The organism is Robbsia andropogonis (assembly GCF_034047095.1).
Lineage (GTDB): Bacteria > Pseudomonadota > Gammaproteobacteria > Burkholderiales > Burkholderiaceae > Robbsia > Robbsia andropogonis.
Genome location: NZ_CP139164.1, coordinates 166,150 through 192,400 on the forward strand (window position 1 = coordinate 166,150; position 26,251 = coordinate 192,400).

The window sequence follows — 26,251 nt, forward strand, 5'->3', positions numbered from 1 at the left end:
GCAACGGTTTCGGGCTCGGAGCACGCGTCACGGGTCGGTGGCACGACCGGTAACCGGCTGGGGAAATTTTCCCACACAAATCATAATCTCCCTTACGGCGGAGAGCCAGGAAGCAATTGCGACGTTCCAGCAAGCGTTGAAACCAAATGCAACCGGCACCAACGCTGCACATTGCCGACGTAGTGTCTTCAAAACCCGCTTGCCGGTGGACGCCGTGCTTTATAATCCAGCGTGGCTACCCGCATCTCGGACGCAGGCCCTCTCGCAACTCGTATCGCCGCATCCCGGAATCCGCGCATCACCCTCTTGAGGAAGAACAGCGAGGTCCCTGCCCTACCATCGGGACGGGGCTGCATGCATGTGCGGCGCGGCGGAACATATAAATACAACACGGACGCGAAGCCACCGCTCTCCAGTTTGTCTCACGGTGCACCAACAACATGAATTTGATAGCGCAATTTACTCGCCTCTTCCCGCTGTGGGCCATTGCCGTCTCGGTGCTCGCCTATTTTGCGCCAGGTTCATTCGTCGGCCTGCTGCCACACGTGCCACAGCTACTGATGCTGGTCATGTTCGGCATGGGAGTAACGTTATCGCTAGGCGACTTCAAGCGCGTTCTTGCGCGTCCGACGCCTGTCATCGCCGGCACGGTCATTCACTATCTGGTCATGCCGCTGGCGGCGTGGCTGGTCGCGAAACTGCTGCATATGCCACCAGACCTGACCACCGGCATGGTATTGGTAGGCAGCGTGGCGAGCGGCACTGCCTCGACGGTGATGGTCTATATCGCGCGTGGCGACGTGGCGCTATCGATCTCCATCAGCGCGGTGTCGACGATTGTCGGTGTAGTGGCAACGCCGCTCCTGACACGCCTTTACACAGATGCATCGATACACGTGGCCATTGGCCCGATGATGATGAGCATCCTGCAGATCGTCGCCGTTCCCGTTGGTCTCGGCTTGCTGGTCAACACGCTCTTCAATCAAACGGTACGTCGCGTCGAACCGGTGTTGCCGGTGGTCTCGATGGTGGCGATTCTGTTGATCATCGGTGCCGTGGTGGCGGGTACGCATTCAGCCATAGCGAGTGTCGGCCTGATCACCATCGTCGGCGTGATCCTGCACAACGGCCTGGGCCTGCTCGGCGGCTATTGGGGCGGCCGGATGCTGGGTTTCGACAAGTCCGTTTGCCGGACACTGGCGATTGAGGTCGGCATGCAGAACTCCGGGCTGGCGGCAACGCTTGGCAAGCTGTATTTTGGTCCGACCGCCGCGCTGCCCGGTGTGCTGTTCTCGATCTGGCATAACCTTTCGGGGTCGACCCTAGCCGGATGGTGGTCCAATCGTCCCACCGGCGTACAACGCACACCCGAAGAGGAAGCAGAAGCGGCAGCTGCCGCGGCGAAACATTGAAGCGTACTGATGCGTGCCGCCACAAGCGGCACGCATCTCGAAAAGCAAGCTCCCAGGATTTGGCGGCTGTCCGATCTGGACCGATTGCAGCGCACTTCCCCAATCTCTAGTAGAACCGGCGATGACGCAAAGCTAGGATGCGCTGGTTGGGCGATAGCTACTCGCGCATCGGCGGCCTGTAAAAGCGAATTGGTAATCCCACATTTTGAACGGTCGTCGAGGGTAGAGGCTAGGCCGCAATGGCCAACTTCTGTTTCGGCGGAATGCCGCAAATAGCTGTATTGGGCCGCTCATGGTTGTATGACCACAACCACTCGGTCGCATAGTCTTGCAACGCAGCAACCGTGTCGAATTGGTAATGGGCAAGCCAGTCGTATATCACTGTTTTGTTACAGCGTTCAATGTAGGCGTTCTGTTGTGGCTTGCCCGGTTGGATAAATAGCAGCGTGATGCCACGCTTTTCAGCCCAGTCTTTCAGTGCTTCGCTGACATATTCCGGGCAGTTATCGCACCGAATTTTTTGCGACGCTCCACGCCAATCTATGACCCGCTTCGTCGTCAGCAGAAAACAAGTCGTGCTGCACCCACTCCTGCGCAGCGAGCGCAGGCTCCGCGCTCACGAGCCCACCTACTCTCACGCCCAACAAGCGTAGTTTTCTCTCCAACGGGACGCGCTTCAGACACTCCCCCGCCGCCCGTCGAATCTCCACCGCATCGGCTGTGGGTACCTGACGCGTGACATCACGCGTAACGGTCTTGAAATCGTCATAGCGTAATTTGATGCCGATCGTATAACCAACATAACCTTTGCGTCGCAGGTCTTCGGCTACCCGCTCACACAATGTCGTGAAAGCAGTTGTCAATGCTGGACGATCCTGTTTGGCATGCAAGTCGCGCTCGAACGTTGTCTCGCGACTCATTGACTTTGGCGTCGAGTCTACGACCACCTCCCGGTCATCCCGACCGTTCGCCACAAGCATCAACCACGCGGAGTAGCTTCGACCGAAATGAGCCTGTAATAGTGCCGCATCCGCCTTGGCGAGATCTCCGACGGTATGAATGCCAATGGCCGCTAGTTTTTCGCTGGCCTTCGGTCCGATGCCGTTGACCTTTTTTGCAGGCAACGGCCAGATGCGCGTTTCAAGGTCGGACATTTCCAGCAATGTCAGCCCGTTCGGCTTGTCGAGTTCCGATCCGATCTTTGCCAACAACTTATTCGGCGCGATACAGATGGAACATGTCAAGCCGGTAGCCCCCGCCACTGCATCCTTGATGCGCGTGCCGATTTCCGCCATGCTAATTTGCATTTCCGCGGCGAGCACCGTCAGATCAATATAGATCTCATCAATCCCACGATCCTCGACGCGATCCGTGAACGTCCGGACTGCAGCCTTGAATAAACGCGAGTAATTGCGGTATGCCTCAAAATCGGTTGGCAGCAAAAAGGCATCCGGCGCTAGCTGCGCAGCTTTCATCATGCCCATTGCAGAAAACACGCCTAGCGCGCGTGCTTCATAGGTCGACGTCGTGACCACGCCTCTTCCAGCATAGTCACGGAGCCGCGCAAATTGTCGGCTTCCATCGGCTTGCTCGACCGGTGCAGCTTGTCGGCCGCCGCCAATCACCACGGCATGCCCTTTTAATTCAGGGTAGCGCAGCAACTCGACCGACGCATAGAACGCATCCATGTCCAAATGCGCAATGCGCCGGACCGGAAGGTCGTGCAAGCCAGGACTGAGAGCAGGATCGACGGCAGACGGCATGTCAGCAGTGAGTCGGTTCACCAGATGCAACAGAAGAAATACATTCCGGCCGTGACGCCGGACAGACACCTTAGACAGACGACGAAGCATGCCGGGCATCTCATCCGCCACCCCTTCGCACACAGCCGCATGGCGAGAATAACTGTTTATCCGTACAGTATCACAGATCGATCGAAAGAGCGTTGCATCGCGGATACGTGGTTAAAACCGTGCATCGATCCACGGCAAGAAATGCCAGTCTAGAAAGTGGAAAGCGGCCACCGCGTACCGATGGCGTCGGACAAAAAAACCGCCGCGAAAAACACCCCGAAAATCGGACGAAAGTCCGAGGTCTGGGGTGCCATTCAAACGGCGGGTTTTCTATTAAGCGGGCGGAGAGCGGGACGGTCGCCCGCAGGGCCAGTTCACAAGGTGCATGCGGCCAGACTTCTTGCCTATTCCTTCGCGTCAGTTGACAACTGGGCGCGCACCTTCGCGACTTGCGAGGCCGAAACGCTACCCCCCTTGTTACCCCAACCAGAGCGAACGAACGTTGCCAACTGCGCGACCTCGTCATCGTTCATGCGGTTCGCGAACGCGGGCATCGGCAGACGCTCCGGCGACTTCGCTGTCGATGGCGCTTCGGCGCCACGCAGGATCGTCTCGATCAAACCGGTCGGGTCCTTGGCATTCACCATTGAATTGCCGGCGGTAGCCGGGAAAACGCGTGCCGCACCGTTACCGGTCACGGTATGGCAACCGGCACAGTTGTCCAGATACAGACGCTCGCCCAACGACAACTGTTTTGCCGCGGTCAGATGCGCCTGCGTTGCAGCCCGGGCAGCGTCGTCAATTGCCGGCGTTGCCGTCGCCTGGTTGACGCTCAGCGTTTTCAAGTACTCCGCAATGGCATGCAGGTCGGCATCCGTCATATGCGAGGTGCTGTGTTCGACCACCGACTTCATCTCACCGCCTACAGTAGTGTGCACATTACGGCCCGATGACAAGTAATCGACGACCTCGTCCGCATTCCAGCTCGCCACGCCGCCAGCTTTGCCGTTGGCACGTAACTGCGGTGCCCACCAACCATTCAGCGTTGCACCACCGAGGTAGTCAGCACCAGTGCCATCGAGCGCCTTTTCCTGCATCGCCACGCCACGGGCGGTGTGACAGCTACCGCAGTGGCCCAAACCTTCCACCAAGTAAGCGCCGCGGTTCTGGTCTGCGCTTAACTTCGTATCCGGCTTGAACACCCCTGGTTGCGTGAACGCCCAGTTCCACAGACTCAAGCCGAAACGTAGATTGAACGGGAACGACAAGGCGGTCTGTGGCGGGGTGGTATCCACCGGCTTCACACCCTTCATGAAGTAAACGTACAAATCGTGCACATCGGAATCTGTCAGCTTGCTATACGAAGGATACGGCATGGCCGGGTACAGATTCGTACCATCAGCCCGCTTGCCATCACGCAATGCCGCCGCGAATTGCGCTTCCGTGTAGTTGCCAATGCCGTGTTGCGGGTCCGGTGTGATGTTGGTCGAGTAGATCGTACCTAGCGGACTCTTGATGGCAAGCCCGCCGGCGAATGGTTGACCCGCTGGGTTCTTTCCCGAGGGGGCGGCTGTGTGACAGGCAACACAGTCGCCCACGCGTGCCAGATACGCGCCGCGCTGAATCGCCGCGTCGGAGACACTGACACCGGACGCGGGTTGCGCCGATGCTGCAGCAGTTGATGACGCCGGTGTGTCGGGTGCCGCGACGGCAGCAGCGGCATGAAACCACGCAGACAGTCCGAATGCGCCGACAACCACGCCGGCGCTCAGCGCGCGAACGGCCGGCCGCTGCCAGGCCGCGCGATGTGTAGAGACCTTCATCTTCTTTTTCATCCCAATGTGCGCGTTATGCCTGAACCAGCGGGCCCGGATTCTTCAGGTACTGATTGATGATGGCATCGACTGAAAAGTAAGTCAGCGCGCCAATTGTCCCGGTCGGGTTGTTCTGGAAGTTTTGCGGAAATGCATTGCCGCCCGGCACGAACACGTTGTGTACATCCCAGCTTTGCATGAACTTGTTCAATGCCGAATTGCTCGGACTGTCGCCCATGATCGCCCCTCCCACGTTGTGCGTGGATACGTAGCCGACCATCTTCACATGGCTGCCCGGCTTGATGATCGTATCGTCCATCCGGTCCGGTTTCAGTTCCGCAGCAATTTCCCGTAGCTTGCCACCCAGATACTGCGCAACGTTGATCTCGTTGTCCTTGTAGTCGTAGGTCATGCGCAGCAACGGCTGACCGTAAGGATCCTTGTAGGTCGGATCCAGGTCCAGATATACGCCGCGATACGACATGTTCGTCAGCGACATCGACAACTTCATGTGATGACCGTAATAATTCTTCAGCGCCGACTTATAATCCGCCCCCCACTTCTTCGTACCCGCCGGCAACGTCGTCGACATCGGCGTACCGGTAGGCTGCGAACCGTGTAACTTCGCCCCACCAATAAAACCATATTTCGCCGCATCGAACGTGCCCGGCGAAAAGTCGTTGATCATCTTGCCGGTCGTGCCGGCCGAAGCGAACGGATTGAAATGCAAGTCCTTGAAGAACATTTGCAAGTTCGTACCCATCTGCCACGAATAATTACGCCCGACTTGCCCTTCTTCCGTAACCGGGTCGTACGGCTTGCCGATACCCGACAGCAGCATCAGTCGCACGTTGTTCAAAGAGAACGATGACAGGATCACCAGCTTGGCAGGCTGGAATATTTCATTGTTGTGCTCATCGACATACGTCACGCCCTTCGCGGTCTTCTTATCCGCATTCAGGTCCACACGAATCACATTGCTATTGGTGCGGTAAGAGAAATTAGGCATACGACGCACGGCATCGAGAATCGTCGTTTCCGGCGAGGCCTTCGAGAAGTTCACACATGCGTAAAAACTGCAGAAGCCGCAATAGTTACACGGGCCCAACTGCATGCCGTATGGATTTGTCCAAGGTTGGGAAACGGCTGCGGATGGATTCGGGAACGGGTGGTAGCCGAGGTTGCGTGCCGCTTTGTCGAACATCGCGCTGCTCAAGCTGTCTTTCAACGGCGGCAACGGATAGTGATTCGAGCGCGGACTTTCGAATGCATCGCCCCCGTCGAACAGTTTGCCCTGGACATTCCCGGCCTGGCCGGACAAACCGCAAACTTTCTCATAAAAATCGAAGTGCGGCTCCAGCTCCTCATATGAAACAGGGAAATCTTGCAGCCGCATATCGTCCGGCAACTGACCCTTGCTGTAGTGCTCTTTGGCGAACGTCGCTATTTTCAAGTCGGTCGCTGTAGAACGCATCAATTGACCGGTCCAGTGCAAGCCCGCACCTCCCACGCCGTCTCCCGGGAGGAAGGGGCCGAGCACACGATTAGGCAATGCGGTTTGATCGATATTTTGACGCACCGTGATGGCCGCTTGTTTCGGTCGCATCATCAGTTTATGGCGCTTGCCATACATCAACTCATCGGCGGCCTTCGGATAGGCAAACTCGGAATTCTTGCGATCGGCGCCGCGCTCGAGTGCAAGCACTTTCAGCCCCTGCTTCGCCAATTCGATACTCATGATCGAACCGGTCCATCCCAAACCGACGATCACGACGTCGACTGGATCTTGTGTGATAGCCATCTTGTGTCCTGTTGAATCGCGCTGCAGCGCATCGCTTTCTCGCGCAATGATCTTTCCAAACGCCTACGGCAACCTTGCACCCCGCGCATATCGCCTATCAGCGACATGGACAAGCACGCTGTCGCGGGAGTCGTCTGACCACTTCAGCTGGGGGCGCCACCACGGCGTCGCCAATCGCGGCAATCATGTGGGGGCAATGCAAGATGACAACTGATTTGTCAGTTGTCGCATAAAAGGCATCGGGCAATGGAATCAGCCTCGTCGGCCGGCCAGATCAACCGGGCCCAACGGATAGGGCACATTATGCTGGTCGATCCATTCGGTATAGCTGGCACGTGCACCCGGGAACCCCATCATTTTCCACGAACCCATATCGCGATTGCCACCGTGGATCGGGTCGGACAGATAGCCTTCCTGCGTATTGCCTAGCAGCGCACTAAAAAACTGCGCGGCGCGCAATTGCTGTTCGCCGAACGCCTTGAAGTCAACCTTGTTCTTCTCCAGCGCGGTCAGGACATCGTCGCGCGTCTTTTCATCAAGTGCTTCGAACGATTTTTGATACTGCTGCTGGCAGTACTTCTGCGTCGCCCCGATGCCGATGCGATACATTTCCCGCGGGGAATAAGGCAACTGATAGCCGAAGAGGGGATCCGCGTTGACATCGAATGGGCCCTCCATGTACCAGTCTTCCGCCGCACCGTAGCCGCTCGCTAATTCGCGATCGATAAAAACCGGAACGTTGGTCTCCAGGGCCCCCGGACCGTCGCTATTCGCTGGAATCAAGCGATCGGTGGCGGCTTTGATGAATGCCCATTCAACTTGGTTAAAAAACGTAGGCTGGTACTGATCTAGCGGGGCGGCGGGTGGCGCTTCCGCAAATGCGGATTTGATCAACGGCGCACTCGCGCCGGCCACGGGAATCACCGGAATGACGGCCGCGGAACCGCGCAGAAAGCGGCGCCGATTAGCACTCACCGGCGCGCCGTCGGACACGTCCGCGGTGGTCGCCCGCAGCGCATCGTTGGAAACGTTTTTGTCGGACACGATGGACTGGCTTGTATTGTGGGAAATGGAAACAACAGCCGTAAGATATTACTAGGGTTGTCCCGGTGTCATCATACAACCAAATGAAAAAACCCGCGAAAAATCGTCGCTGTGCGGAAACGACGCATATGATTATTGACAAGTCAGATGCACATGCTGTAAACCCGCGCGGGAAAAACCTAGCTAACATCGCGGCTTTCATGGCCTTACTCTTGCGTTACAAAGTCGCGTCAGCTTGACCAATAATGGAGGAGACAGCCGTGACCCATATTCATATGCGGCAAGCGATTACCTTGTTGGTGATCTTGATGCTTGGATTCCTGGTGGCACACAAGGCCATTCAACATGCGCAAGCAGCGAATGCCGATGGCAGCCAGACATGTCTCCAGCGCGCGGCGGCAAAACGGGCTGAATCACTGGCGAACGGCTTCTCGAAGGCTGGCGCTTTTGCCCAGGCCGAAAACGTGCTGGCGCGTTGTTTGATTGATCGATAACCATCCCAAGTCAGGCGTGCAGAAAGCTAGGGGGTATGCGCACAAGCACTGGTAAAGGTTTGGGCCGGGCAATACCCCTTCCCTGCGCGCGGAACGCGAACAACCTATGATGGCGTTTTATTTCTTATTCGCGTTTTTTCAAACGCCGCGCCAACATGTCAGATTCGCTGCCATTTCCCGCCCCACCGTCTTTTGCTGAACGCACGGATGACGACCGCGTTCCGTGCGCAGCGCCGTTGCACTCCGATGTGACTGACATCGACGAAGAGGCGCTATCACTATCCGCGTTCCCGGTTCCTCTCTCGCTGCTCGATCTCTCGCCAATCGTAGAAGGCGGCAGCGCCGCGCAATCATTCCGATGCACTGTGGATCTCGCGCGGCATGCCGAGAAATGGGGATTTCGGCGATACTGGTTGGCCGAACATCACAATATGGCAGGTATCGCCAGTTCCGCCACGTCGATACTCATCGGACAAGTCGCTGCGGCAACCAAGCGAATCACGGTGGGATCAGGTGGCATCATGTTACCGAACCACGCTCCGCTGGTTATTGCCGAACAATTCGGCACATTGGCGACCTTGTTCCCGGGGCGGATTGAATTGGGCCTGGGCCGAGCACCCGGCTCCGACCAACTCACCGCACGTGCGCTACGGCGAACATTGCAGGATAGCGCCGAACGCTTCCCGGAAGACGTGCTCGAGTTAAGAGACTATTTCGCACCGGCCGTGCCGGGCCAGCGCGTCTTGGCCGTACCGGGCGTAGGCACGGAAGTACCAATCTGGTTACTCGGATCAAGCTTATTCAGTGCGCGCCTAGCGGCGGCGCTCGGGCTGCCTTTCGCCTTCGCATCGCACTTCGCGCCGGACCTCCTGAATGCGGCACTGGACACCTACAGACACCACTTCGAACCATCGCCTACCCTCGCCGCACCCTATGCGATGGTTGGCGTCAATGTGTTTGCTGCCGATACTGAAACCGAGGCGCGCCGCATCATGACTTCGGCGCAGCAGCAGTTTCTTGCGTTACGACGCAATAACCCCGGTCGCCTGAAACCGCCGGTGGACACCATGGAAGGAATGTGGCACGAAAGCGAGAAAGCAAACGTCGAACGCGCGCTGAGCTGCGCCGCGGTGGGCGACCCTGCGCAGGTGCGAAACGCACTACAGGATATCGTGGCGCGTACGGGTGCCAATGAGTTAATGCTCGCCGGACAAATATTCGACCACTCGGCACGCCTGCATTCGTTCCATATCGCCTCGGAAGTGGCAAGAACACTGCAACCCGCGTCGACCTGAACGCATTGCGCCATGTCGCTCGCCTCCCTCCTGCCAGGGCGGGCTGCCCAACAGAAATGGCAGCGCGCGGCAAGACGATTCAGCGCTGGAGCATCCGTAATGCGCCATATCCGGCAACAGCCCCGGCGGCGGTGACAATTGTCCCCCAGACCATATCGGCCACCACCAGCTTCAACGTCCACCGTGCCAGTGTTGCATGATTTGTCAGTTCGTAGGTCGCGTAGGCGAGAAACCCCAATGCAGCGCCTCTTACCAATGCCATGGTCCAATCTGCCACGGCAACGCCGGGCAACACGGCAAAATAGACGATACCCAGCACATAAATTACGTAAAACGCCACCGCCGGCCCCATTCTCACCGGGTCGACGAGATAGTCCCCCAAGGCCGAGCGATATAAAGCACCGCCAATCCAGCGCAGGTAGACCGCGTCCAGCAACAAAAATACAACCGCCGTACCTACATACGCAATTCCACCACGTAGAAGCCATCCCATCGTTCCACCTGTGGCCAGGTCACCCATTCGCCTTCTCCTCTTCTTGCGTTTCGTCATCGATTGACCATGCGCATTGTTCGTGCCGTGTGACACCGAACCTTAAAAAGTGCTCGGCGCCACGTCTCGGCGTCTTTCAGGATCACGTGTGGTTTACGTCGGTAAGAGGCGTTTTGGATCATATTTTCCTTTTGGGAAGCCTGCAATACGCGATAAATCGGCTTGCTCCACTTTCTGCCTACGGCGATAGAATCACGTTCTGATACTCGCCTGAAATGGAGACATGGACACATGGACTTGCAACTGACGAAAAAGCGCGTTGTTATCACCGGTGGATCACGCGGCATTGGGTTTGCGTGCGGGAAGGCGTTCGCGGAAGCCGGGGCCGACGTCACATTGATCAGCCGTCAGGAGAAAAGCCTTGATCTGGCAATCAAGAAGTTAAAATCTGAAAATAACCTGACCGTCTCGACGTTGTGCGCCGATCTATCAGCGTCAATATCACCGGAACTAGCCGACCTCGTGTCGACGGCAGACATCCTTGTGAATAATGCGGGTGCCATTCCAGGCGGCGATCTCGAAAAAATTGACGAACAAACGTGGCGGACGGCGTGGGATCTGAAAGTGTTCGGCTATATCAACCTGACCCGCGCTGCATTTCCCGCAATGATCAAGCGCGGTAGCGGCGTGATCGTCAATATCATCGGCATGGCCGGAGTAAATCCGCGGTATGACTACATCTGTGGTGCCGCGGGTAATGCGGCATTGATTGCATTTACCCGCGCCGTAGGTGCGCATGGATCACAGCACGGCGTTCGCGTTTTCGGCATCAATCCTGGCCCTACCGAGACCGATCGACTGGTAACGCTCTACAAAGCGCGGTCGGAACACAAAACCGGTGACCCGGAAAAGTGGCAGGACTTGCTAAGAGGGATGCCCTTCGATCGCGCCGCAAAACCGAGTGAAATAGCCGATCTCACTCTTTTTCTCAGTTCTCCACGGGCTGGCTACGTCAGCGGTGAGGTGTTTAATATAGACGGCGGAGCGACGTATTCAGCTTGATATCGAGAGACCGCTCATCCGCCGGCAATGTACATACCGCGACATCAGTCAAATATCTCTCGCAGGCACCGATGAAGAAAGCGCATGTCGCGTCTGCGTTTCCGCCAAAGCGCGGTCGGCGCTGCGCGTTCAGCACATCGGGTAATCTCGTGGATAGATCGGCCGGTAGGCCGACGTCTTTAATCAGGAGGGACACAATGGCAGGTATCTTGCAGAACAAAATTGCCGTCGTCACCGGTGCCGCATCGGGCATTGGCCTGGCGAGCGCGGAAGCATTGCTTGCGGCGGGAGCGAAAGTGGTACTGGTCGACCGGGACGAAACCGCATTGACCACGCTTTGCGGCAAACTCGGAGCCGATGCGTTGCCGCTCGTTGTCGATCTTCTGGATGCCGAGGCGTGCGCGGCACTCGTCCCCCGCGCGCTGGCCCTGGTCGGGCATATCGACATCCTGCATGCCAACGCGGGCACCTACATAGGCGGTGATCTTATTGAAGCTGATACGGGTGCGATCGATCGAATGCTGAACCTGAACATCAACGTTGTCATGAAAAATGTGCATGACGTATTGCCACACATGATTGCCCGTCAAACAGGGGATATTATTATCACGAGCTCGCTTGCGGCGCACTTCCCGACCCCATGGGAGCCGGTGTATGCGTCGTCGAAATGGGCGATCAACTGTTTTGTTCAGACGTTACGGCGACAAGTTTTCAAACACGGAATCCGCGTCGGATCGGTGTCACCGGGCCCTGTTGCTAGCGCCCTCTTATCGGATTGGCCTGAAGAAAAACTTGCGGAAGCCAAAGCGGCGGGTAGCTTGCTCGACACAAGCGAGGTCGCGGATGTCATACTTTTCATGTTGACCCGCAAGCGCGGCACCACGATTCGCGACGTGGTGCTGATGCCATCCAATTTCGATTTGTGACGATTAGAAGTCACATCCGACTATCTCTCTTGCGTGGCGTCTTTTTTACCACCGTGCCCACGCGCAGGCGGCTACCTATTCCGTCGTAGCCCCATCCGCCGGTTGCCACGTATTCGGGGTTCGACCGTGAACGTTGATCTCCTCTTGCAATTTCACGAGATCCCGCTTCATCGGACCCGCTTCGTAGACCGCGCCGTCCGACCTGGCTTTTTTGATCAACGTCTCAAAATTGTTGTAAAGAACTTTCTCACGCGTTTCCTGTGGCACGTAATCGAGCAAGCCGCGTTTAGCAAATGTCCCAGCCGCCTGACCCTTATTCGCCTACAAATCATAGGTTGCGGAGATCGACTTCGGATTACGCGACACCAAAGCATCACTGCCATAGATGAACCGATCCGGATGATCGCGGACCAGCATCGCCATTTCCTCGATACGCGCTTTACGCTCCGCCCCATCGTTCTGGCGCCGAGGGTCACCTACGTCATATTTTGAATTGGATGAATAGGCTTCAGCGACCACATCCCAAGAAATATCGAGCTTGTAATTCGGATGCTTTTCAAGCATCTGACGCAACTTCTTCGCATGGTTCGGCTCTGGCGACACATACTTGCCTAGCCCACCAAAGTGGGCGTGCACGAATGTCGTATTTGGATGCCTTGCCACGGTCGCATCAATGCCGTCCCAATGCTCACCTTGTCCCGGTTCCCCACTCTTGATGCACTTCTCCGCATCACTCGAACCGCAATGCAGGACGATGGGCATGCCAGAATGTCCACCAAAGCGAAACACGTCGTTGACCGGCGCCTTTTCCCGAAAATCAACCTGGTTAACTTGGTTTTGCTTCCCACGAACTTTTTGTGCATGGTCACTTCACCCATGAGGTAGAAGCTGTCCGGGTACGCTCGCTTCAATGCATGTATTGCATGGACCGAATTTCCGTTGCCCACCACAATACCGGTGATAGAGGGATGCATCGGTTCGGCCAAATCGGGTCGCATCCGCTTCACCGCGTTATACGCCTTGCCGACCGGCCAATCGACACTTGTGTTATCGCTTTGTTTGCCGAGTTTCGTAATGGTGTCGTACGCTTCACCGGTCATGGGCGCCCCATTGCGGAACGACTCTGGCATGTAGTACGTTTTACCGCCGATTGACGGACCGCCATGAAACCCGGCCTGCTGTGATGCGGCGTCATGCGAGTTATTCGCCGGTACATCAACGCCGTGATCATGATCGTGGTTACCGCAAGCACCCATCAGAACAGACTTGCCCTCGACAATAATCGTAGGAATGGGTTCCCAGACGAAGTGATGCACGCCAGCTTCATCAAACAAAGACATCTGTGAAATCGCATTCTCGGCCAGAGTCTTACTAAAGTCTTTCACCTCCGTATGCGAGTAGCGGGGACCGATCGTGTGATTATGGATATCGTTCACTTGTTCCTGCGCCTGTACTCCTACATCGGTTGTGGAATACGCCGATTCCAGGGCTTGGCCCTTACGTATCAATGGCTTGAATTCTTCCGCGGTAGCAAGGTGGCCTCGTGGAAGACCTAATTGCTCCGTCTTTCTCTTCACATGAGACGGATTGACCTGTTGATCGCTCGTGTCGAAGCGCGACGAGCCGGTGCTACTCGCTCCCGCACTGCCGTGCGGGTTACGTTGCGTGCGCCGCAGAGCAGACCGGATTCTCCACCGCGCGATACCGTATTGCTCAATCCCGTTAATGCCCCTCGCGACTGGATTGAGGAGGCGATACCGGGGAGGCAGCCGAGTTCGGGTGGCACCTCCGAAAGCTTTCCAAATGAGTCTTGCCAATACGTTTGCGTGCCAGCGTCAACAGCTATTTTGGTCATCATCGTCACCGAGCGGTTGTAGATTGGGCGGCTTAGACGGCCGACATCTCCTCGTATTTCAAAAAAACGAAGCGTTTCAGCAAAACCCGAAGTCAAACGACGCCCATGAGGCCCTAAAGACTATCGCGCCAATAGTACTCGTACCTTGCAGCAATCCTAAAACGGCAACCTCATCCCAGCCACCGTCGGGTCGATTCAGTTCGTAGATAACCATGCCTTTCACAACATTATCTTTGTCTCCAAACACCTGCCATACCTGCCTTTTCAGTTGTCATCAGACGCATTAAGCCCTGTTTCCAAAACTTACCTATAACGCCTTTGTAGACAATTGCGTTCGTGCGAACCTTGATTGTCACGCCCTGATCGGCTCCACCGAGTCGGGACATGACATTTGTATTTTACTTACTAAAGGAGCGTTTTATGAATCGCATTGATTCAGTTGTCCTGACGCAAGGTATGCGTTTCACCCCATTGGACAAGTTGGTGGACCAGCGGGTGGAAACGAAAGCCGAGCGTTTACCGTTTACAGTGAAGGTGGTAAGTACAGCCGCCGAACTCGACCAGGCCATCTTGATGCGCCGCGCCGCCTACGGAAGGCACTTGCCAGAATTCGCGGAGACGATGACAGTCGAAGCCCTGGATGCTCATCCAGACACCGTCGTACTGCTTGCGCAGTCGCGGCTGGACGGTGGCCCGTTGGGTACCATGCGGATTCAAACGAATCTGTTTGGCCCACTCGCTGTCGAGCAGTCGGTCCAGTTACCCGACTGGTTGGGTAATGCGCGTCTCGCCGAGGCAACACGGCTCGGCGTCGCCCGAGGTGCAATTGGGCGGATGGTCAAGGTCGCTCTGTGCAAGGCTTATTACAAGTATTGCGTAGAAAACAACATTGACTGGATGTTGATTACGGCACGCGCGCCGCTTGATCGAGAATACGAGGCAATGCTATTCAGTGATGTCTACGGCAGTAACGCATTCCTGCCGATGACTCATGTGGGAGGTATGCCGCACAGGGTCATGGCGAAGCCGGTCGCGACGGTTCGCCAACGATGGGCGCAAGTGAATCATCCCTTCTTCGGGTTCTTTTTTGAGACGGAGCACGTTGATATCGACGTCACTGTTGCGGCATTACAAGCCGATATAGGAGAGACTAGCAACTGCGATACATTGCCTGACGGTACCCCTGAAGACGATCTGTCCTTGAACGCTGCATAAAGCAAATTGTCCGCTCCGATCCATTCGGGCGGACAATACGCCAGCGGCGAACTGGGGCCCTTCCCTTTTCATCGCTGGCAAAAAGAAAATTGTTATGGATTCGAGAATGAATTTGTTTGGAATCTTCAGCAAATGATCCGCTTCAAATGGGCGTTTCGAGACAGGCTGACGGGTTGGGCAGTCCACCGATTCTCAATCTTTGTCGCACCATTCGTGATTGCGTTTGGCAGCATTCTTGTCATTCTCTGCCTACCGCGTCAATTTGATACGTCGGGCCCAATTACGCTAAGTTTTCCCGTGGTGGCCGATGCTGACGCAAGCCTGACACCCACTCAGGCCCTGCAGCGTTTGGACCGTGCGCCACCAGCGCGCCGCTATGGCACCCATCTCGCTGAAACGCCATTCTGGTTCTTGCTGACGATACCCGTCGTGACTGGCAGGGGCGTACCGTTCATCGAGCTGCCGTCGCGTCACGCACAGACGATTTCGTGCTGGCTGACCACACCCGGCTTCCCTCTACTGGGCGCAGGAAATCGATACAACACCAGTGGCGAGATGCGTTCGAGCAAAGCGGGATTCTCGTTAAGATTGATCAACTTGGCGCCAAATGAGCAAATTCTATGCCGTGGCACCTTTTCAGGGCCGGCGTATATCAGTGCGTTGGCGTTGAGTGCTGCCCAGTTGACGGAAACGAACCTCGACTATCAGCAAAGCGCCTCCCTGATCACGGGCGGTTTGCTTACGCTCGCGATATTCGTTTTTGTCACGGCCATTATCAATCGCGAATGGACTTACGTTATCTTTGCCGCATGGCTCATCGGCAATCTGAGATTAAGCGCGAATGCGATTGGTTTTGATACGGAATGGATGGGCCGCGCCATTCCTCCCGATCATATCGCGTTCTTGCGTGAATTCACCTTCGCTGCCTACTATCTACTGACCACAACGCTTTTTGTCGAGCTTTTTCGTCGGGAACTTAAGAGCATTGGAACGCACTGGAGCCTGCAGGCGGTGCGCTATGGCGGCTGTTTGTTGATGCTTGCGGCGTTCACCCTTGATTACCAGCATTTCATTCCGGTTTTATGGGCGAGTGCCAGCTTCTGCGTCGCGGTGTTGACCTACTTCCTCGTGCAGTTGCTCATCAAGGTGCGCTCGCGCACAGTACTTTGGTACGTCGCTTCAATGGTCGTGGTGCTGGTGGCTATTTTATCGGAAGTTTTCGCGGCAGCATTTGGTTGGAAAGCGCTATCCGGTGCGCATAGCCCCGTGGTCACAGCCCTATCATCCAGCATGCTGTGCGCCTTCGCCATTGCCGAACGTATGCGGGGAGACCGAGAACGGCGACGGCAAATGCAGGTCGCATTGCGTAACACCTACGATGTGACCCCGATCGGGCTTTTCACGCTGAGCCGCACGGGCTATTTCGTGCGGGCCAATCCTGCCGCGCATGCGATGCTGGGCTTGCCGCTACAGCAATATGCATCATGCAAATGGGCGGATTATTTTGCACCCGGCGCAGAAGAAGCACTTTCTGACCTTCTTACGCGGCATGATTCGTCTGCAATCGAAATTGATGGTTTGCCCGGCACGAAAACGGGTGCACGGCGCTATTCCCTACGCGCCATTCGCGCAAACGACTTTATCGAAGGGGCGCTCGAGGATGTCACCGAACGCGCAAAAGCCGTCGAAAGGTTGCATTTCCTTGCCGAACATGATTCGCTGACCGGGCTTCTGAATCGCCCAGGCATAGAGCGCGCGATAGAGGAGCAATGTGCGAAAGGCGCCTCCTGGGCACTTGCTTATCTCGACTTAGACCGTTTCAAGGTGTTTAACGACCTGTTTGGCCACAGCACAGGCGACGAAATATTGCGGCTGGTGGGTGCACACCTGGGTGAACGTTTTGGCGCGGACGTGCGAATTGGTCGCATCGGCGGTGATGAGTTTGTCTGCGTGTTAGCCAACATTACCGTTGACGACGCCATCGCGCGTTGCCGCGATATCGTCGTCACCCTGAATTCCATGCCGTTCCAGGTAGCCACTCGAGCCTTTCAGGTGCGAGGGTCGATCGGCGTTGTTGAATGCACCCAAGGCGATCGGGTACTGGATGCGCTAGCCTACGCGGATCGCGCCTGCCGTGCGGCGAAGCGTGGCGGCAATGCACGTGTGGTCGCCTTGCGTAAAGGATCCTCGGCATTCGAGGAACGTGCTGCGGAATTGACCTTGATCGAGGCCCTGGGGCAAACACGATTGCCCGAGAGCCTGTTCCTCGTCATGCAGCCAATCATGTCAATGCGCGCGCCCACACAAGCGTTGGATTTCGAAGTGCTATTGCGTATGCGTGCGCCGGACGGCTCCGTGACCACGGCGACCAGACTCATCGCCGCCGCCGAGGACTCGGGAAATATTGTCGCGATTGATCGCTGGGTGCTGTCGACGACGTTGGCATGGCTCAGTAAGCATCACACCTTGCTGACCAATACCAATTTCGTTTGTGTCAACTTGAGCGCCGGCTCGCTGAACGACGAACAGTTTCTGGATTCTCTGTTCGAGTTGTTCTCCCGGCACGAAGACGTGGTGCATTTTCTCTGTCTCGAAATCACGGAAAGCGTGGCGCTCCATGATCTTGAGCACACTGAACGCTTTATCTCACGCGTGCATGACATCGGTGCGAAGATCGCAATCGATGATTTCGGCGCGGGGCAGACATCATTGCGTTATTTGAAAATGCTCTCGGCCGATGCGCTGAAGATCGACGGTGAATTCGTACGTACGATGTGTAAGCATCCCGCCGACGTCGCAATCGTCGAAGCAATCGTTACCCTTGCACGAAACCTTGGCATGCGCAGCATTGCGGAATGGGTCGAGGATTTCGAGACCTTGCGCGCTTTACAGGAGCTGGGCGTGGATTATGTTCAGGGCTTTGGGATTGCAACACCCCAATTGCCCGACGATGTGCTCGCCGCCACCTCCGCGGCCAGCTTCGTGACGAACGCCGAACTCATGAACTATCTGCTTGCACAGGAAACGTCGGCAAACGGGTCTGGCGCCAGCATATGACGTGTGTCGTATTAACTGGCGAGGGGTACGAGACGAGCTAAATGATTTACCGGATCTCTACTGTCACACCATCGATACGATCCGGTTCCGGCACTTCCAACCGAAACTGCTCGATGATGCGCTGGTTGTAATCGTCAAGATAATCTCGCAATTCACGCCGACTGACCAGACGTACCAACGCGACATCGGCCAGCTCGAGGGCTGATGTCGTGAAATAAGAATTAGTGACAACCATTGCCTCATCGCACCCATAGAAGCTTTTCGCAGAGATTGCTTCCTGAACGGCGGCATTGCCAACGCTTCCGGAATAATGCTTCACCTGAATGACGATTTTCTTACCAGAGCGGCTGACAAAGAGATCGGCCCCTTGATAACCGCTTCGCTTCGTTCCCTCAACGTCATACCCAGCGGTTTGAAAGATGTCAGCCAAGAATCGCTCAAAATCCCACCCTGTCATTGCATCGACTTGATACATCGTGACAAAACGGCTTGGATCGAAGTGCTCCAGCTTGCTGGTCATTCGCTCGACAAGGATGTCCAAATGCAACTGCTCACACATGCGAAGCCATTCCTGGATAAGATGCCATGGCACAAGCGGCGTGCCGACTGTCACGGCGGCTTGCTCTGAAAACGTCACATCATCGAATGCGATATCGTTGTCCCATAAAAAGTACAAAAAGAGACTGAGATCGTCACGGAAGACTTTACCCCCTTCGCCAATCCAAGACGTGAGACTATCCTTCATTGAGGCGAGAATATGTTGGGAGATCTCGCTAGAGAAACCGAGGTATGCGGCGTTGAACCCTGTCGACAAAAGCTGTTTGTCGAAAAGCAGCGGTAACTCTTCTAGTTCAGTAAATCCCTTGCGGATTAGCACGGCACGAAATAGCTCGCGATTTGAATACGTGCCATCCTTTTGTGCACCGGGAATCACGATAGCATCTGGCTCGTTCGCTTGCTCCCTCACTGTGTGAAAGGAATTTGGAAAGTAAGGTCTTTTTAAGTTGCGCGTACTTCTCCAAGACGTCATTCAGCAATTCATTGAGCTGGGTCTGCTCCCGCTTTTTCCCGAATAGATCCTTGAAGAATCCTTTGGTTTGATATTGAAATTCCGGGAAAAAAAAGGGCCAATGGGACTTGGTGTCGCTTTGGTGACGGCTGGTTGACCGGCCCTGCCGGAATAGATGCACATCAAGGACACGACGTCTCGAACGACGTTCTATTGCAGGAACTGCATTGGTAAATCACGAATGCTCTCCAAACAGTCTTCGTTTCTTACGACGGATTCACTGCTATTGAAAGAAATCGTCAGTATTTTGATATGAAAATAAAATGAAAACAATAGATAAGCCCCTAGCGCAATCGAGATATAACAACATTTCCGACCGGGAAAATTCACGACGGTAATTTACGATGACCTGAAATACCTATCGCGCGCTTTATGCCGCATGATCGATAACAAGGCGATAGGACGTGATGTGCTTCAACTTTTGGGCTCGAAGATACCCCCGTACCTCCACTCACGCCGCGCGGAACGGATCGGACGTGACACGTTGCGCAAATTTCTGTGCATTCAATCCGTCGGAAAAGACGCCAATGGTTTTCAAATCTTGTGCGTAAGCGGCGATTTGTCCTTGAAATACAGTACCAATTTGCTGATCATGATGTGCGTGCTCTTTCAGCATGGCCGTCAAGTCGTCGACTGGAACCTTCGGCGCGTATCGTGCGAAAACCGCCGCAGCAACGGCGGGTTGTTCGCCAACCACCCTCCCGCCTTCCAAGATACTTCGGACCAGCGCGTTTGCGATATAAGGCTCTTTGCGCAGTAGCTGACCGCGAATCCCTATGACGCAGCACGTCCGATGCGCATATACGCCATCCATGTTGGTTGCTATCTGATGCAAGTTATGCTGTTTGCGGAACTCCCAGGCGAGTGGATCGCCGCCGCATATCGCCGCAACTTCGCCCCGTTGCAATGCGATGGGCAGAAGGTCCCCAGGAAATGCACGCCACGTCACATCCGAATCTGGATTAAGGCCGGCTTGTTTCAACAGTATCGAAAAAAAAGCCTTGTCCGGACTGGCGAGATCCGAGGTACCAATTGCCTTACCTTTTAAATCGGACAACGATTTCACACCGCCTGTCGAATTCGACAGTAGGCGCATGCAGCCCCCATGTAAGCCTGCAACCAGCTTGACGTCGAATCCCTGATCCAGCGGCTTAAGCCAGCGCAACGCCATGCCCACCGCCCCGTCGGCCTTGCCAGTAGCGATGGCTTCCAACAATTGATCCGTCGATCCCGAGAAATTGACAAAATCGACCGATAACCCGTAGCGGGTAAAGATCCCCTGTTTTATTGCCACCGGAACGGCTGCTGTGCAGATGGCATTTTCATTCCATGCAAGCGTGACCTTTCTCAAGGTTTGGGGCCGCAGCGGCAAAGGCCCGAGATCAGGAAATGGTGCACCGTGCATTGCCATGCCAGCCATATCGTCCGCGGCAAACGCTCTGCTCGTTGCCAGCCCGACGGTACCAGCCATCAACGTTGCAAGCGCTCGACGGCGAGACAATAGCGCGTTATTTGAAGAAAACATGCACTTCCTTGATATGCGTTGATCAATGTGTAATTTAAAAAGCATGCAAGGTCGCCACGCTGAGATAGCGCGCGCTCCAGGGTATATGCCTAAACTATTTTAAATCTCACATATCTCCGTCAACAAAGAAGAAAAGCGACTTACGTTATATCTAGTTGTCGCTGAACAAGTCGCGGAGCCTCAAGGCGTCAGGCTTCGGTGTGATATTCGATTTGAGGAATTTGCCATAAGCAGACGTATTAAGAGTGGCTAACAAAAGTCACCCACCAATCTGGAACAAATAATCGCGGCGGCGAGTGAGAGGAGAGCACGATGGGTACTGAGGGCACGTTCAAAGCGGATACGCAGCTTTGCGAAACCGGCAAGCCAGGCGTGAGTGCGTTCAACGACCCATTGATGTCGGACCAGCCACTCTTTGCTTTCAATGCCTTTGCGTGCGATTCGCGCTGTGATGCCACGACGCTTGAGCTCTGCGCGGCACCGCCGACAGTCATATCCCTTGTCCGCATGGAACTTCTCAGGACGTTTGCGGGGACGCCCATTGAGCCCGTTCACCGCTGGTATGGCCTCCCGCGTTGGCTTGAACGCAATCGAGTCATGTCGGTTCGCCCCGTTGACTGTGATAGCCAACGGTACGCCCCGTGCGTCTACGACGAGATGGCGCTTGCTGCCGAGTTTGCCTCGATCTGTGGAGTTAAGTCCTGTTTCTTGGCCCTCCGGTGGCTGGACACGTTCGCGCTATCGATACTCAGTCGGCTCCAGTCGATCTGGTCGTGTTCGCGTAAGCGCGTAAGCATTGCCAGGTGGAGCTGCTCCCATACGCCACAGTCCTGCTACTCACGTAGTCAGTGCCAACACGTCATACCCGAGCCGAAGCCCAGTTCTTGCGGGAGATCTTCCCGAGGCACTCCCGTTTGCAGCACATACAAGATGCCATTGAGCAGGCTGCCGGATCTGAAATCTTTCGCGGCTGACCTTTGTTCGTGAGTCGCATCACCGCCGGAATCAAAGACTTAAGCGCCGCGCATACTTCATCGCTTACTTTCGTCTCGTGATGGACGGCAAAATATGACCCATCAACTCACGCCGATATTAGACTCGGCTCATTAATGTTAGCCTCTCTAAATCCCACCCGCCGAAACGGAGAAAAACCACGACCGTACCGGTAAAATCGATAGCCCTAACAGTATCGACCTAAAGCAAATGGGTTCCACCAAACTCAGGAGTGCTCACCTACAGCGATTTACAGTCGGATATTAACGCGATTATACTAGAATAGCATTCATCCTGACTCTTCACGCCTATTTCTCAAAAAAAACCAACCTACGCCATCAATGTCCAAGCGAATTCCACACACAGACATCAATGTTTTTCACAGTTGCATAAGCATGAAATGTTTGATGAAATGATGTACATCGCTCTAAATGAACACTCATACACCCACTCAAACCGGAACATATGCTAGCGCAAAATCGTTTAATTTTCTAAAAAACACTAATGAAAAATTTATCTGCAATTTATCAAATAATAACTACGCAATTACTCTACCGCTGGCGACTTGGAAAATTGGGGGCCCGAGTAAAAATTCAATCACCGCTACTACTTTCAGGCCTTAAATATGTGACGATTGGAAACCAAGTACTAATCCGTAAAGGGCTCCGGCTTGAAGTGTTACATTTAAACGGACGAACCCCGAAGCTATCAATCGGAAATCGAGTGAACATTGAGCAAAATGTACACATCATATGTCATTCGAAAATAGTGATTGGAAATGACGTTTCCATCACAGGGAATTGTGCTGTAGTAGATGTCACCCACCCTTATGGAAATGAATTTTCCGGAAAAATTGGGGAACGAATCCTCAATGCAGATACTTTCGTAGAAATTAGTGATGGCTGCTTTATCGGTTATGGCGCGGTTATCATGCCCAACGTAATATTAGGACCCGGATGCGTAGTCGGGGCTAATTCAGTTGTTACTAGAAGCTTTGAAGCCCGCTCTGTCATAGCGGGCTCCCCAGCGAAACTAATAAAGATATATTAAAATCATTTTTTCGGCAAAGTCAAAATAAAATATAAACATCGTCGAACACTATGAAAAATTACTTTGTAAAATTATAAGCGCAACATTTAAATGGGCATGACCCACAATACAAAAGCTGCTTAAAAAATAACGGATCAGAACCGGAATTAGAACTACTTGATGATCCGTCTAAATTTTAACTCAATAGATAAAATCCCAGTATCCAAGAAATTTATTTATCGACTATCCATTTTGCCGTTTTACTATCATAAAATTTCATTAATTTTGCAGGGGACCCGCCAATCATTGAAAATGCCGGGAAACTCTTTGTCACGACAGATCCAGCCCCAACAACACAGTTGTCACCCAAACTGACTCCCGACATTATTATCGCCCCCATACCAATAAAAACATTTTTCCCAATAGAAATTGGACCTTTTGACGACAACTCTCGCTGCATAATATTTATTTCAGATGGCTTAAAGTCGCCATGAGCACTATCAACGATATAAACAAAATCGCTTAAAACGGATCCATCGCCGATAGATATATGGTGAATTGCATGTAACTGACAGAATGCACCGATATACACGTCAGATCCAATAGTCACAGCCCCATCGTATTTCCATCCCGCATATTCTTTTATGCAACTTACCGTCAGCGAACCTTTCACCAAAGTACGCTCACCAACAATCAATGACTGCGGACCCGATATTTTCCGGGGCAATCTAATAAATGATCCTTCCCCTAACCGGACTCGTCTCGGTCTGAATAAAATCCTCTTTATTACTTTCTTCATCATCTTCCCCCCTGAGTCTATAAATTTCATCAGTCAAAAATATAAAATTAATTGTCAATTTAAAAATGATTTTCGATTTTTCATAGCCAAAAACTCTACGTCAAAAGAAAGATTTTTTATAATTTTAAAAATTAAAAATTAAAACTTTATCCGAAATGAATTTTCTATGCAAATAGTGTGTAACACCTAAGATCGCATCAAAGATACGGCCCTAGATAACCGGCATTATCCGATCCATATGCAACGATTCGGCAATTCGAAAATAGCAAAAAATGCATCATCCCTTAAATTCCGTATTGCCTTATATTATACGACGGAATACTAATCATTTTTTTGCTGCATCAAAAACATTACGGCGCAAATATTTGGCGTAGGGCTTTAAAATTCTAATGGCGAAATTCATTGCTGGATATAATGCCCGCTTCATAGCACTCTCCCCTCCCATCCAAATCACTGAGCTATCGCTATACAATTCAGATTCCGGTCTAGTGTCGGTATAGTAATATAGAGCAAGCGATTTTCGGGCGTTACCATTTGGACAATTCACTGGTCCAACCCCATGCCAACTTGTTCTGGTAGTTGCAAATAAGACAGCGCGGTTAAACGCTGGCATTACACTTTGACATAACTTCTTTGGTTTATTTTTCTCATCACTCCAGAGTTGCAAATCTCCACCCCAGTTTTCCGACCATCCTCGATTTAAATATACAATCAAATTTAAACGACGATGCATCATCTTATCTATAGGGTGAAAGTTAGCGTCAACATGTAAATCCAAAAATCCATTGGCCGGGCTCTGATGTAGGCCACCGCCAGCGAGAATCGAATCATCTTTTAAATTACAAATCCCGGATATTTTTGAGAAGAAATTGCGAGTTTCTTTAGATTGCAAGACCCGGAAGATTTCAGAAAACTCTGGCCACTTCCCATCGATGTCACTTAGTTGTCCTTTATAGGACATCGGTTCACGGAAAACGTTCGGCATCTGGTCCATAGTAGGGAATTTCGTGGCCAGGAATATAGCAACATCATCGACAAAAAAGTTTTCCATCACCACGTGCGGGAACGGATCTCCGTGCTTGAATTGCTGCGCCAAGTCTTCAGCAGCATCAAGGATTTTAGATGAAATGATTTCGTTCATTTTTACTCCGACATGTGCTTAACTACGATAGGATGTACATGACTCGTCGTTCTATTAACGGTTACACCCGCTGTTATTAGAATGCTGATTATTTACAAACGTGCTATATCCTTATATGGGTCTCATTGAATATCGAATTTAGATATAACCCATAAGCGTTCTTCATCAGCGGCTTTGCCAGTTCCTCGAGCTTGGCGGCATCGATCCACCCTGCAAGGAAGGCGATTTCTTCCGGACAGGCCACCACGGTACCTTGGCGCTTTTGCAGCGTTGCGATATATGCGCCGGCATCCAGCAAGGAGTCGTGCGTACCCGTGTCAAGCCATGCAAAGCCGCGGCCCATGATCTGCACGTTCAACTTGCCGTCGGCCAAGTAGTGTGAGTTGACGTCGGTGATTTCCAGCTCGCCGCGCGACGAGGGTTTGATGTCCGCCGCGATATCGCAGACCGAGTTGTCATAGAAATACAGACCGGTTATCGCATAGTTCGACTTCGGCTTTGCCGCCTTTTCTTCGATGGACATTGCCTTGAACTGATCATCGAACTCGACCACGCCGTAGCGCTCCGGATCCTGCACGCGATATGCATACACCGTCGCGCCATCGGTCTGCTGATTCGACACCACCAGTTGCTTGACCAGATCGTGGCCGTAGAAAATGTTATCGCCCAGGATCAACGCCGACGGATCATTGCCGATGAAGTCCCTGGCGATGATGAACGCTTGCGCCAAGCCGTCCGGGGACGGCTGCACCGCGTATAGCAAGTTGAGGCCCCATTGGCTTCCGTCACCCAACATCGCCTGGAAGCGCGGCGTATCCTGCGGCGTGGAAATAATCAGGATGTCGCGAATCCCGCCGAGCATCAGTGTCGTCAGCGGGTAATAGATCATCGGCTTGTCGTAGACCGGCAGCAACTGCTTCGATACCACGTGTGTGATGGGATGCAGCCGGGTACCTGAGCCGCCTGCCAGTATGATGCCTTTACGTGCCATTGCGGCCTCCTTATGGGCGCTAATTCGTTTATGCACGACCCGCCGTCATCTTGGACAAGGTCGCGATAGTGTGTGGTTGCACCGTGCGTCACGGCTTACCGCGGCATGCGTTTCCGATAAGTCGTCGGCACGCCCTCGCTTACACGCGGGCCGCGTAGTTCGTGTCGACCCAGTTGCGGTATTCGCCCGACATCACGTTCTCGACCCAAGGCTGATTATCGAGATACCAGCGGACCGTGGCTTCGATACCAGTCTCGAAAGTCTGTGTCGGACGCCAGCTAAGTTCGCGCTCGATCTTACGTGCATCAATCGCATAGCGGCGATCATGGCCCGGACGACGCTTCACGTAGGTGATCTGGTCCTTGTACGATACGCCCGACTTCGGCTTGAACTTGTCGAGCAAGTCGCAGATAGATCATGCGTCGATGTCTACAATCTCTCCGCGG

General features: G+C 53.9%; 20 protein-coding genes and 3 pseudogenes. 8 read left to right on the forward strand and 15 right to left on the reverse strand.

All coding sequences use genetic code 11. The features are described 5' to 3' along the window. Positions 1 to 446: 446 nt before the first annotated feature. Positions 447 to 1,412 carry a ketopantoate/pantoate/pantothenate transporter PanS gene (panS, locus tag SJQ66_RS00710; protein WP_024904630.1) on the forward strand — a complete coding sequence of 322 codons (966 nt, stop codon included), beginning with the start codon at positions 447 to 449 and terminating at the stop codon, positions 1,410 to 1,412. Positions 1,413 to 1,641: 229 nt separating this feature from the next. Here panS and SJQ66_RS00715 read toward each other — a convergent pair. The 5 genes and pseudogenes from SJQ66_RS00715 to SJQ66_RS00735 all read right to left on the reverse strand — a co-directional run. Next, positions 1,642 to 1,965: pseudogene (locus SJQ66_RS00715) on the reverse strand (integrase core domain-containing protein); the annotation flags it as partial. After that, on the reverse strand, positions 1,916 to 3,175 hold the full coding sequence (gene dinB, locus SJQ66_RS00720; RefSeq protein WP_051504613.1) for a DNA polymerase IV: 1,260 nt from the start codon (positions 3,173 to 3,175) through the stop codon (positions 1,916 to 1,918). The pseudogene SJQ66_RS00715 and the gene dinB, both read right to left, overlap by 50 nt. Before the next feature lie 434 nt (positions 3,176 to 3,609). Further along, positions 3,610 to 5,028 (reverse strand): c-type cytochrome, encoded by a 1,419-nt coding sequence (locus SJQ66_RS00725; RefSeq protein WP_081765066.1) that lies wholly within the window; start codon positions 5,026 to 5,028, stop codon positions 3,610 to 3,612. Positions 5,029 to 5,053: 25 nt separating this feature from the next. Continuing rightward, positions 5,054 to 6,820: a GMC family oxidoreductase gene (locus SJQ66_RS00730; RefSeq protein WP_024904633.1), complete on the reverse strand. Its 1,767-nt coding sequence runs from the start codon at positions 6,818 to 6,820 to the stop codon at positions 5,054 to 5,056. A gap of 252 nt (positions 6,821 to 7,072) precedes the next feature. Further along, positions 7,073 to 7,864 carry a gluconate 2-dehydrogenase subunit 3 family protein gene (locus tag SJQ66_RS00735; RefSeq protein WP_024904634.1) on the reverse strand — a complete coding sequence of 264 codons (792 nt, stop codon included), beginning with the start codon at positions 7,862 to 7,864 and terminating at the stop codon, positions 7,073 to 7,075. Positions 7,865 to 8,124: 260 nt separating this feature from the next. On the opposite strand from SJQ66_RS00735, the gene SJQ66_RS00740 reads away from it, so the two are divergent. Both SJQ66_RS00740 and SJQ66_RS00745 read left to right on the forward strand, forming a co-directional pair. Continuing rightward, complete coding sequence (locus SJQ66_RS00740; protein WP_157685121.1) at positions 8,125 to 8,358, forward strand: hypothetical protein; 234 nt, start codon at positions 8,125 to 8,127, stop codon at positions 8,356 to 8,358. 248 nt (positions 8,359 to 8,606) lie between these two features. After that, positions 8,607 to 9,653: an LLM class flavin-dependent oxidoreductase gene (locus tag SJQ66_RS00745; RefSeq protein WP_320533743.1), complete on the forward strand. Its 1,047-nt coding sequence runs from the start codon at positions 8,607 to 8,609 to the stop codon at positions 9,651 to 9,653. 79 nt (positions 9,654 to 9,732) lie between these two features. Here the strand turns inward: SJQ66_RS00745 and SJQ66_RS00750 are convergent, their stop codons facing one another. Continuing rightward, positions 9,733 to 10,173, reverse strand: a complete 441-nt coding sequence (locus tag SJQ66_RS00750; RefSeq protein ID WP_024904637.1) for a DUF2177 family protein — start codon at positions 10,171 to 10,173, stop codon at positions 9,733 to 9,735. A gap of 261 nt (positions 10,174 to 10,434) precedes the next feature. On the opposite strand from SJQ66_RS00750, the gene SJQ66_RS00755 reads away from it, so the two are divergent. Both SJQ66_RS00755 and SJQ66_RS00760 read left to right on the forward strand, forming a co-directional pair. Beyond that, positions 10,435 to 11,205: a short-chain dehydrogenase/reductase gene (locus tag SJQ66_RS00755; protein ID WP_024904638.1), complete on the forward strand. Its 771-nt coding sequence runs from the start codon at positions 10,435 to 10,437 to the stop codon at positions 11,203 to 11,205. 197 nt (positions 11,206 to 11,402) lie between these two features. After that, entirely contained in the window at positions 11,403 to 12,131 is a 729-nt protein-coding gene (locus tag SJQ66_RS00760; RefSeq protein WP_024904639.1) for an SDR family oxidoreductase, read from the forward strand. A 321-nt stretch (positions 12,132 to 12,452) separates the two neighbouring features. Here SJQ66_RS00760 and SJQ66_RS00765 read toward each other — a convergent pair whose 3' ends face one another. Together SJQ66_RS00765 and SJQ66_RS00770 are read right to left on the reverse strand one after the other, a co-directional pair. Continuing rightward, positions 12,453 to 12,848 (reverse strand): amidohydrolase family protein, encoded by a 396-nt coding sequence (locus SJQ66_RS00765; protein ID WP_253465074.1) that lies wholly within the window; start codon positions 12,846 to 12,848, stop codon positions 12,453 to 12,455. After that, complete coding sequence (locus SJQ66_RS00770) at positions 12,743 to 13,708, reverse strand: hypothetical protein (protein ID WP_046153959.1); 966 nt, start codon at positions 13,706 to 13,708, stop codon at positions 12,743 to 12,745. Before SJQ66_RS00770 ends, SJQ66_RS00765 begins: the two co-directional genes overlap by 106 nt. 698 nt (positions 13,709 to 14,406) lie before the next feature. Between SJQ66_RS00770 and SJQ66_RS00775 the strand changes: the two genes are divergently transcribed. Continuing rightward, positions 14,407 to 15,201: an N-acyl amino acid synthase FeeM domain-containing protein gene (locus SJQ66_RS00775; RefSeq protein WP_253465060.1), complete on the forward strand. Its 795-nt coding sequence runs from the start codon at positions 14,407 to 14,409 to the stop codon at positions 15,199 to 15,201. A 132-nt stretch (positions 15,202 to 15,333) separates the two neighbouring features. Further along, the gene (locus tag SJQ66_RS00780) at positions 15,334 to 18,258 is read left to right on the forward strand and encodes a putative bifunctional diguanylate cyclase/phosphodiesterase (protein ID WP_320533744.1); all 2,925 of its coding nucleotides are present in this window, start codon (positions 15,334 to 15,336) and stop codon (positions 18,256 to 18,258) included. Between the two features lie 46 nt (positions 18,259 to 18,304). Here the strand turns inward: SJQ66_RS00780 and SJQ66_RS00785 are convergent, their stop codons facing one another. The 3 genes and pseudogenes from SJQ66_RS00785 to SJQ66_RS00795 form a co-directional block, all read right to left on the reverse strand. Further along, a complete protein-coding gene (locus tag SJQ66_RS00785) occupies positions 18,305 to 19,192 on the reverse strand; it encodes a restriction endonuclease (protein ID WP_244141704.1) in 888 nt (295 codons plus the stop codon). Positions 19,193 to 19,778: 586 nt separating this feature from the next. Continuing rightward, positions 19,779 to 20,852 carry an ABC transporter substrate-binding protein gene (locus SJQ66_RS00790; protein WP_253465062.1) on the reverse strand — a complete coding sequence of 358 codons (1,074 nt, stop codon included), beginning with the start codon at positions 20,850 to 20,852 and terminating at the stop codon, positions 19,779 to 19,781. A 249-nt stretch (positions 20,853 to 21,101) separates the two neighbouring features. Further along, positions 21,102 to 21,846: pseudogene (locus tag SJQ66_RS00795) on the reverse strand (IS5 family transposase). A 503-nt stretch (positions 21,847 to 22,349) separates the two neighbouring features. On the opposite strand from SJQ66_RS00795, the gene SJQ66_RS00800 reads away from it, so the two are divergent. Further along, positions 22,350 to 22,895 (forward strand): acyltransferase, encoded by a 546-nt coding sequence (locus SJQ66_RS00800; protein WP_253467040.1) that lies wholly within the window; start codon positions 22,350 to 22,352, stop codon positions 22,893 to 22,895. A 211-nt stretch (positions 22,896 to 23,106) separates the two neighbouring features. Here SJQ66_RS00800 and SJQ66_RS00805 read toward each other — a convergent pair whose 3' ends face one another. The 4 genes and pseudogenes from SJQ66_RS00805 to SJQ66_RS00820 all read right to left on the reverse strand — a co-directional run. Further along, positions 23,107 to 23,676, reverse strand: coding sequence for an acyltransferase (locus SJQ66_RS00805; protein ID WP_253467037.1), 570 nt, complete (start codon positions 23,674 to 23,676; stop codon positions 23,107 to 23,109). 322 nt (positions 23,677 to 23,998) lie between these two features. After that, complete coding sequence (locus SJQ66_RS00810) at positions 23,999 to 24,814, reverse strand: 2OG-Fe(II) oxygenase (protein WP_320533745.1); 816 nt, start codon at positions 24,812 to 24,814, stop codon at positions 23,999 to 24,001. Positions 24,815 to 24,917: 103 nt separating this feature from the next. Further along, entirely contained in the window at positions 24,918 to 25,805 is an 888-nt protein-coding gene (gene rfbA, locus SJQ66_RS00815) for a glucose-1-phosphate thymidylyltransferase RfbA (RefSeq protein WP_320533746.1), read from the reverse strand. A 139-nt stretch (positions 25,806 to 25,944) separates the two neighbouring features. Then, a pseudogene (locus SJQ66_RS00820) lies at positions 25,945 to 26,220 on the reverse strand (GDP-mannose 4,6-dehydratase); the annotation flags it as partial. Positions 26,221 to 26,251 lie beyond the last annotated feature (31 nt).

Bases quoted from the DNA above. Each gene is read 5' to 3' on its own strand.
- dinB (WP_051504613.1), bottom strand. From the start codon at position 3,175: ATGCCGTCTGCCGTCGATCCTGCTCTCAGTCCTGGCTTGCACGACCTT.
- SJQ66_RS00725 (WP_081765066.1), bottom strand. From the start codon at position 5,028: ATGAAGGTCTCTACACATCGCGCGGCCTGGCAGCGGCCGGCCGTTCGC.
- SJQ66_RS00730 (WP_024904633.1), bottom strand. From the start codon at position 6,820: ATGGCTATCACACAAGATCCAGTCGACGTCGTGATCGTCGGTTTGGGA.
- SJQ66_RS00750 (WP_024904637.1), bottom strand. From the start codon at position 10,173: ATGGGTGACCTGGCCACAGGTGGAACGATGGGATGGCTTCTACGTGGT.
- SJQ66_RS00755 (WP_024904638.1), top strand. From the start codon at position 10,435: ATGGACTTGCAACTGACGAAAAAGCGCGTTGTTATCACCGGTGGATCA.
- SJQ66_RS00760 (WP_024904639.1), top strand. From the start codon at position 11,403: ATGGCAGGTATCTTGCAGAACAAAATTGCCGTCGTCACCGGTGCCGCA.
- SJQ66_RS00775 (WP_253465060.1), top strand. From the start codon at position 14,407: ATGAATCGCATTGATTCAGTTGTCCTGACGCAAGGTATGCGTTTCACC.
- SJQ66_RS00780 (WP_320533744.1), top strand. From the start codon at position 15,334: ATGATCCGCTTCAAATGGGCGTTTCGAGACAGGCTGACGGGTTGGGCA.
- SJQ66_RS00790 (WP_253465062.1), bottom strand. From the start codon at position 20,852: ATGTTTTCTTCAAATAACGCGCTATTGTCTCGCCGTCGAGCGCTTGCA.
- SJQ66_RS00800 (WP_253467040.1), top strand. From the start codon at position 22,350: ATGAAAAATTTATCTGCAATTTATCAAATAATAACTACGCAATTACTC.
- SJQ66_RS00805 (WP_253467037.1), bottom strand. From the start codon at position 23,676: ATGATGAAGAAAGTAATAAAGAGGATTTTATTCAGACCGAGACGAGTC.
- SJQ66_RS00810 (WP_320533745.1), bottom strand. From the start codon at position 24,814: ATGAACGAAATCATTTCATCTAAAATCCTTGATGCTGCTGAAGACTTG.
- rfbA (WP_320533746.1), bottom strand. From the start codon at position 25,805: ATGGCACGTAAAGGCATCATACTGGCAGGCGGCTCAGGTACCCGGCTG.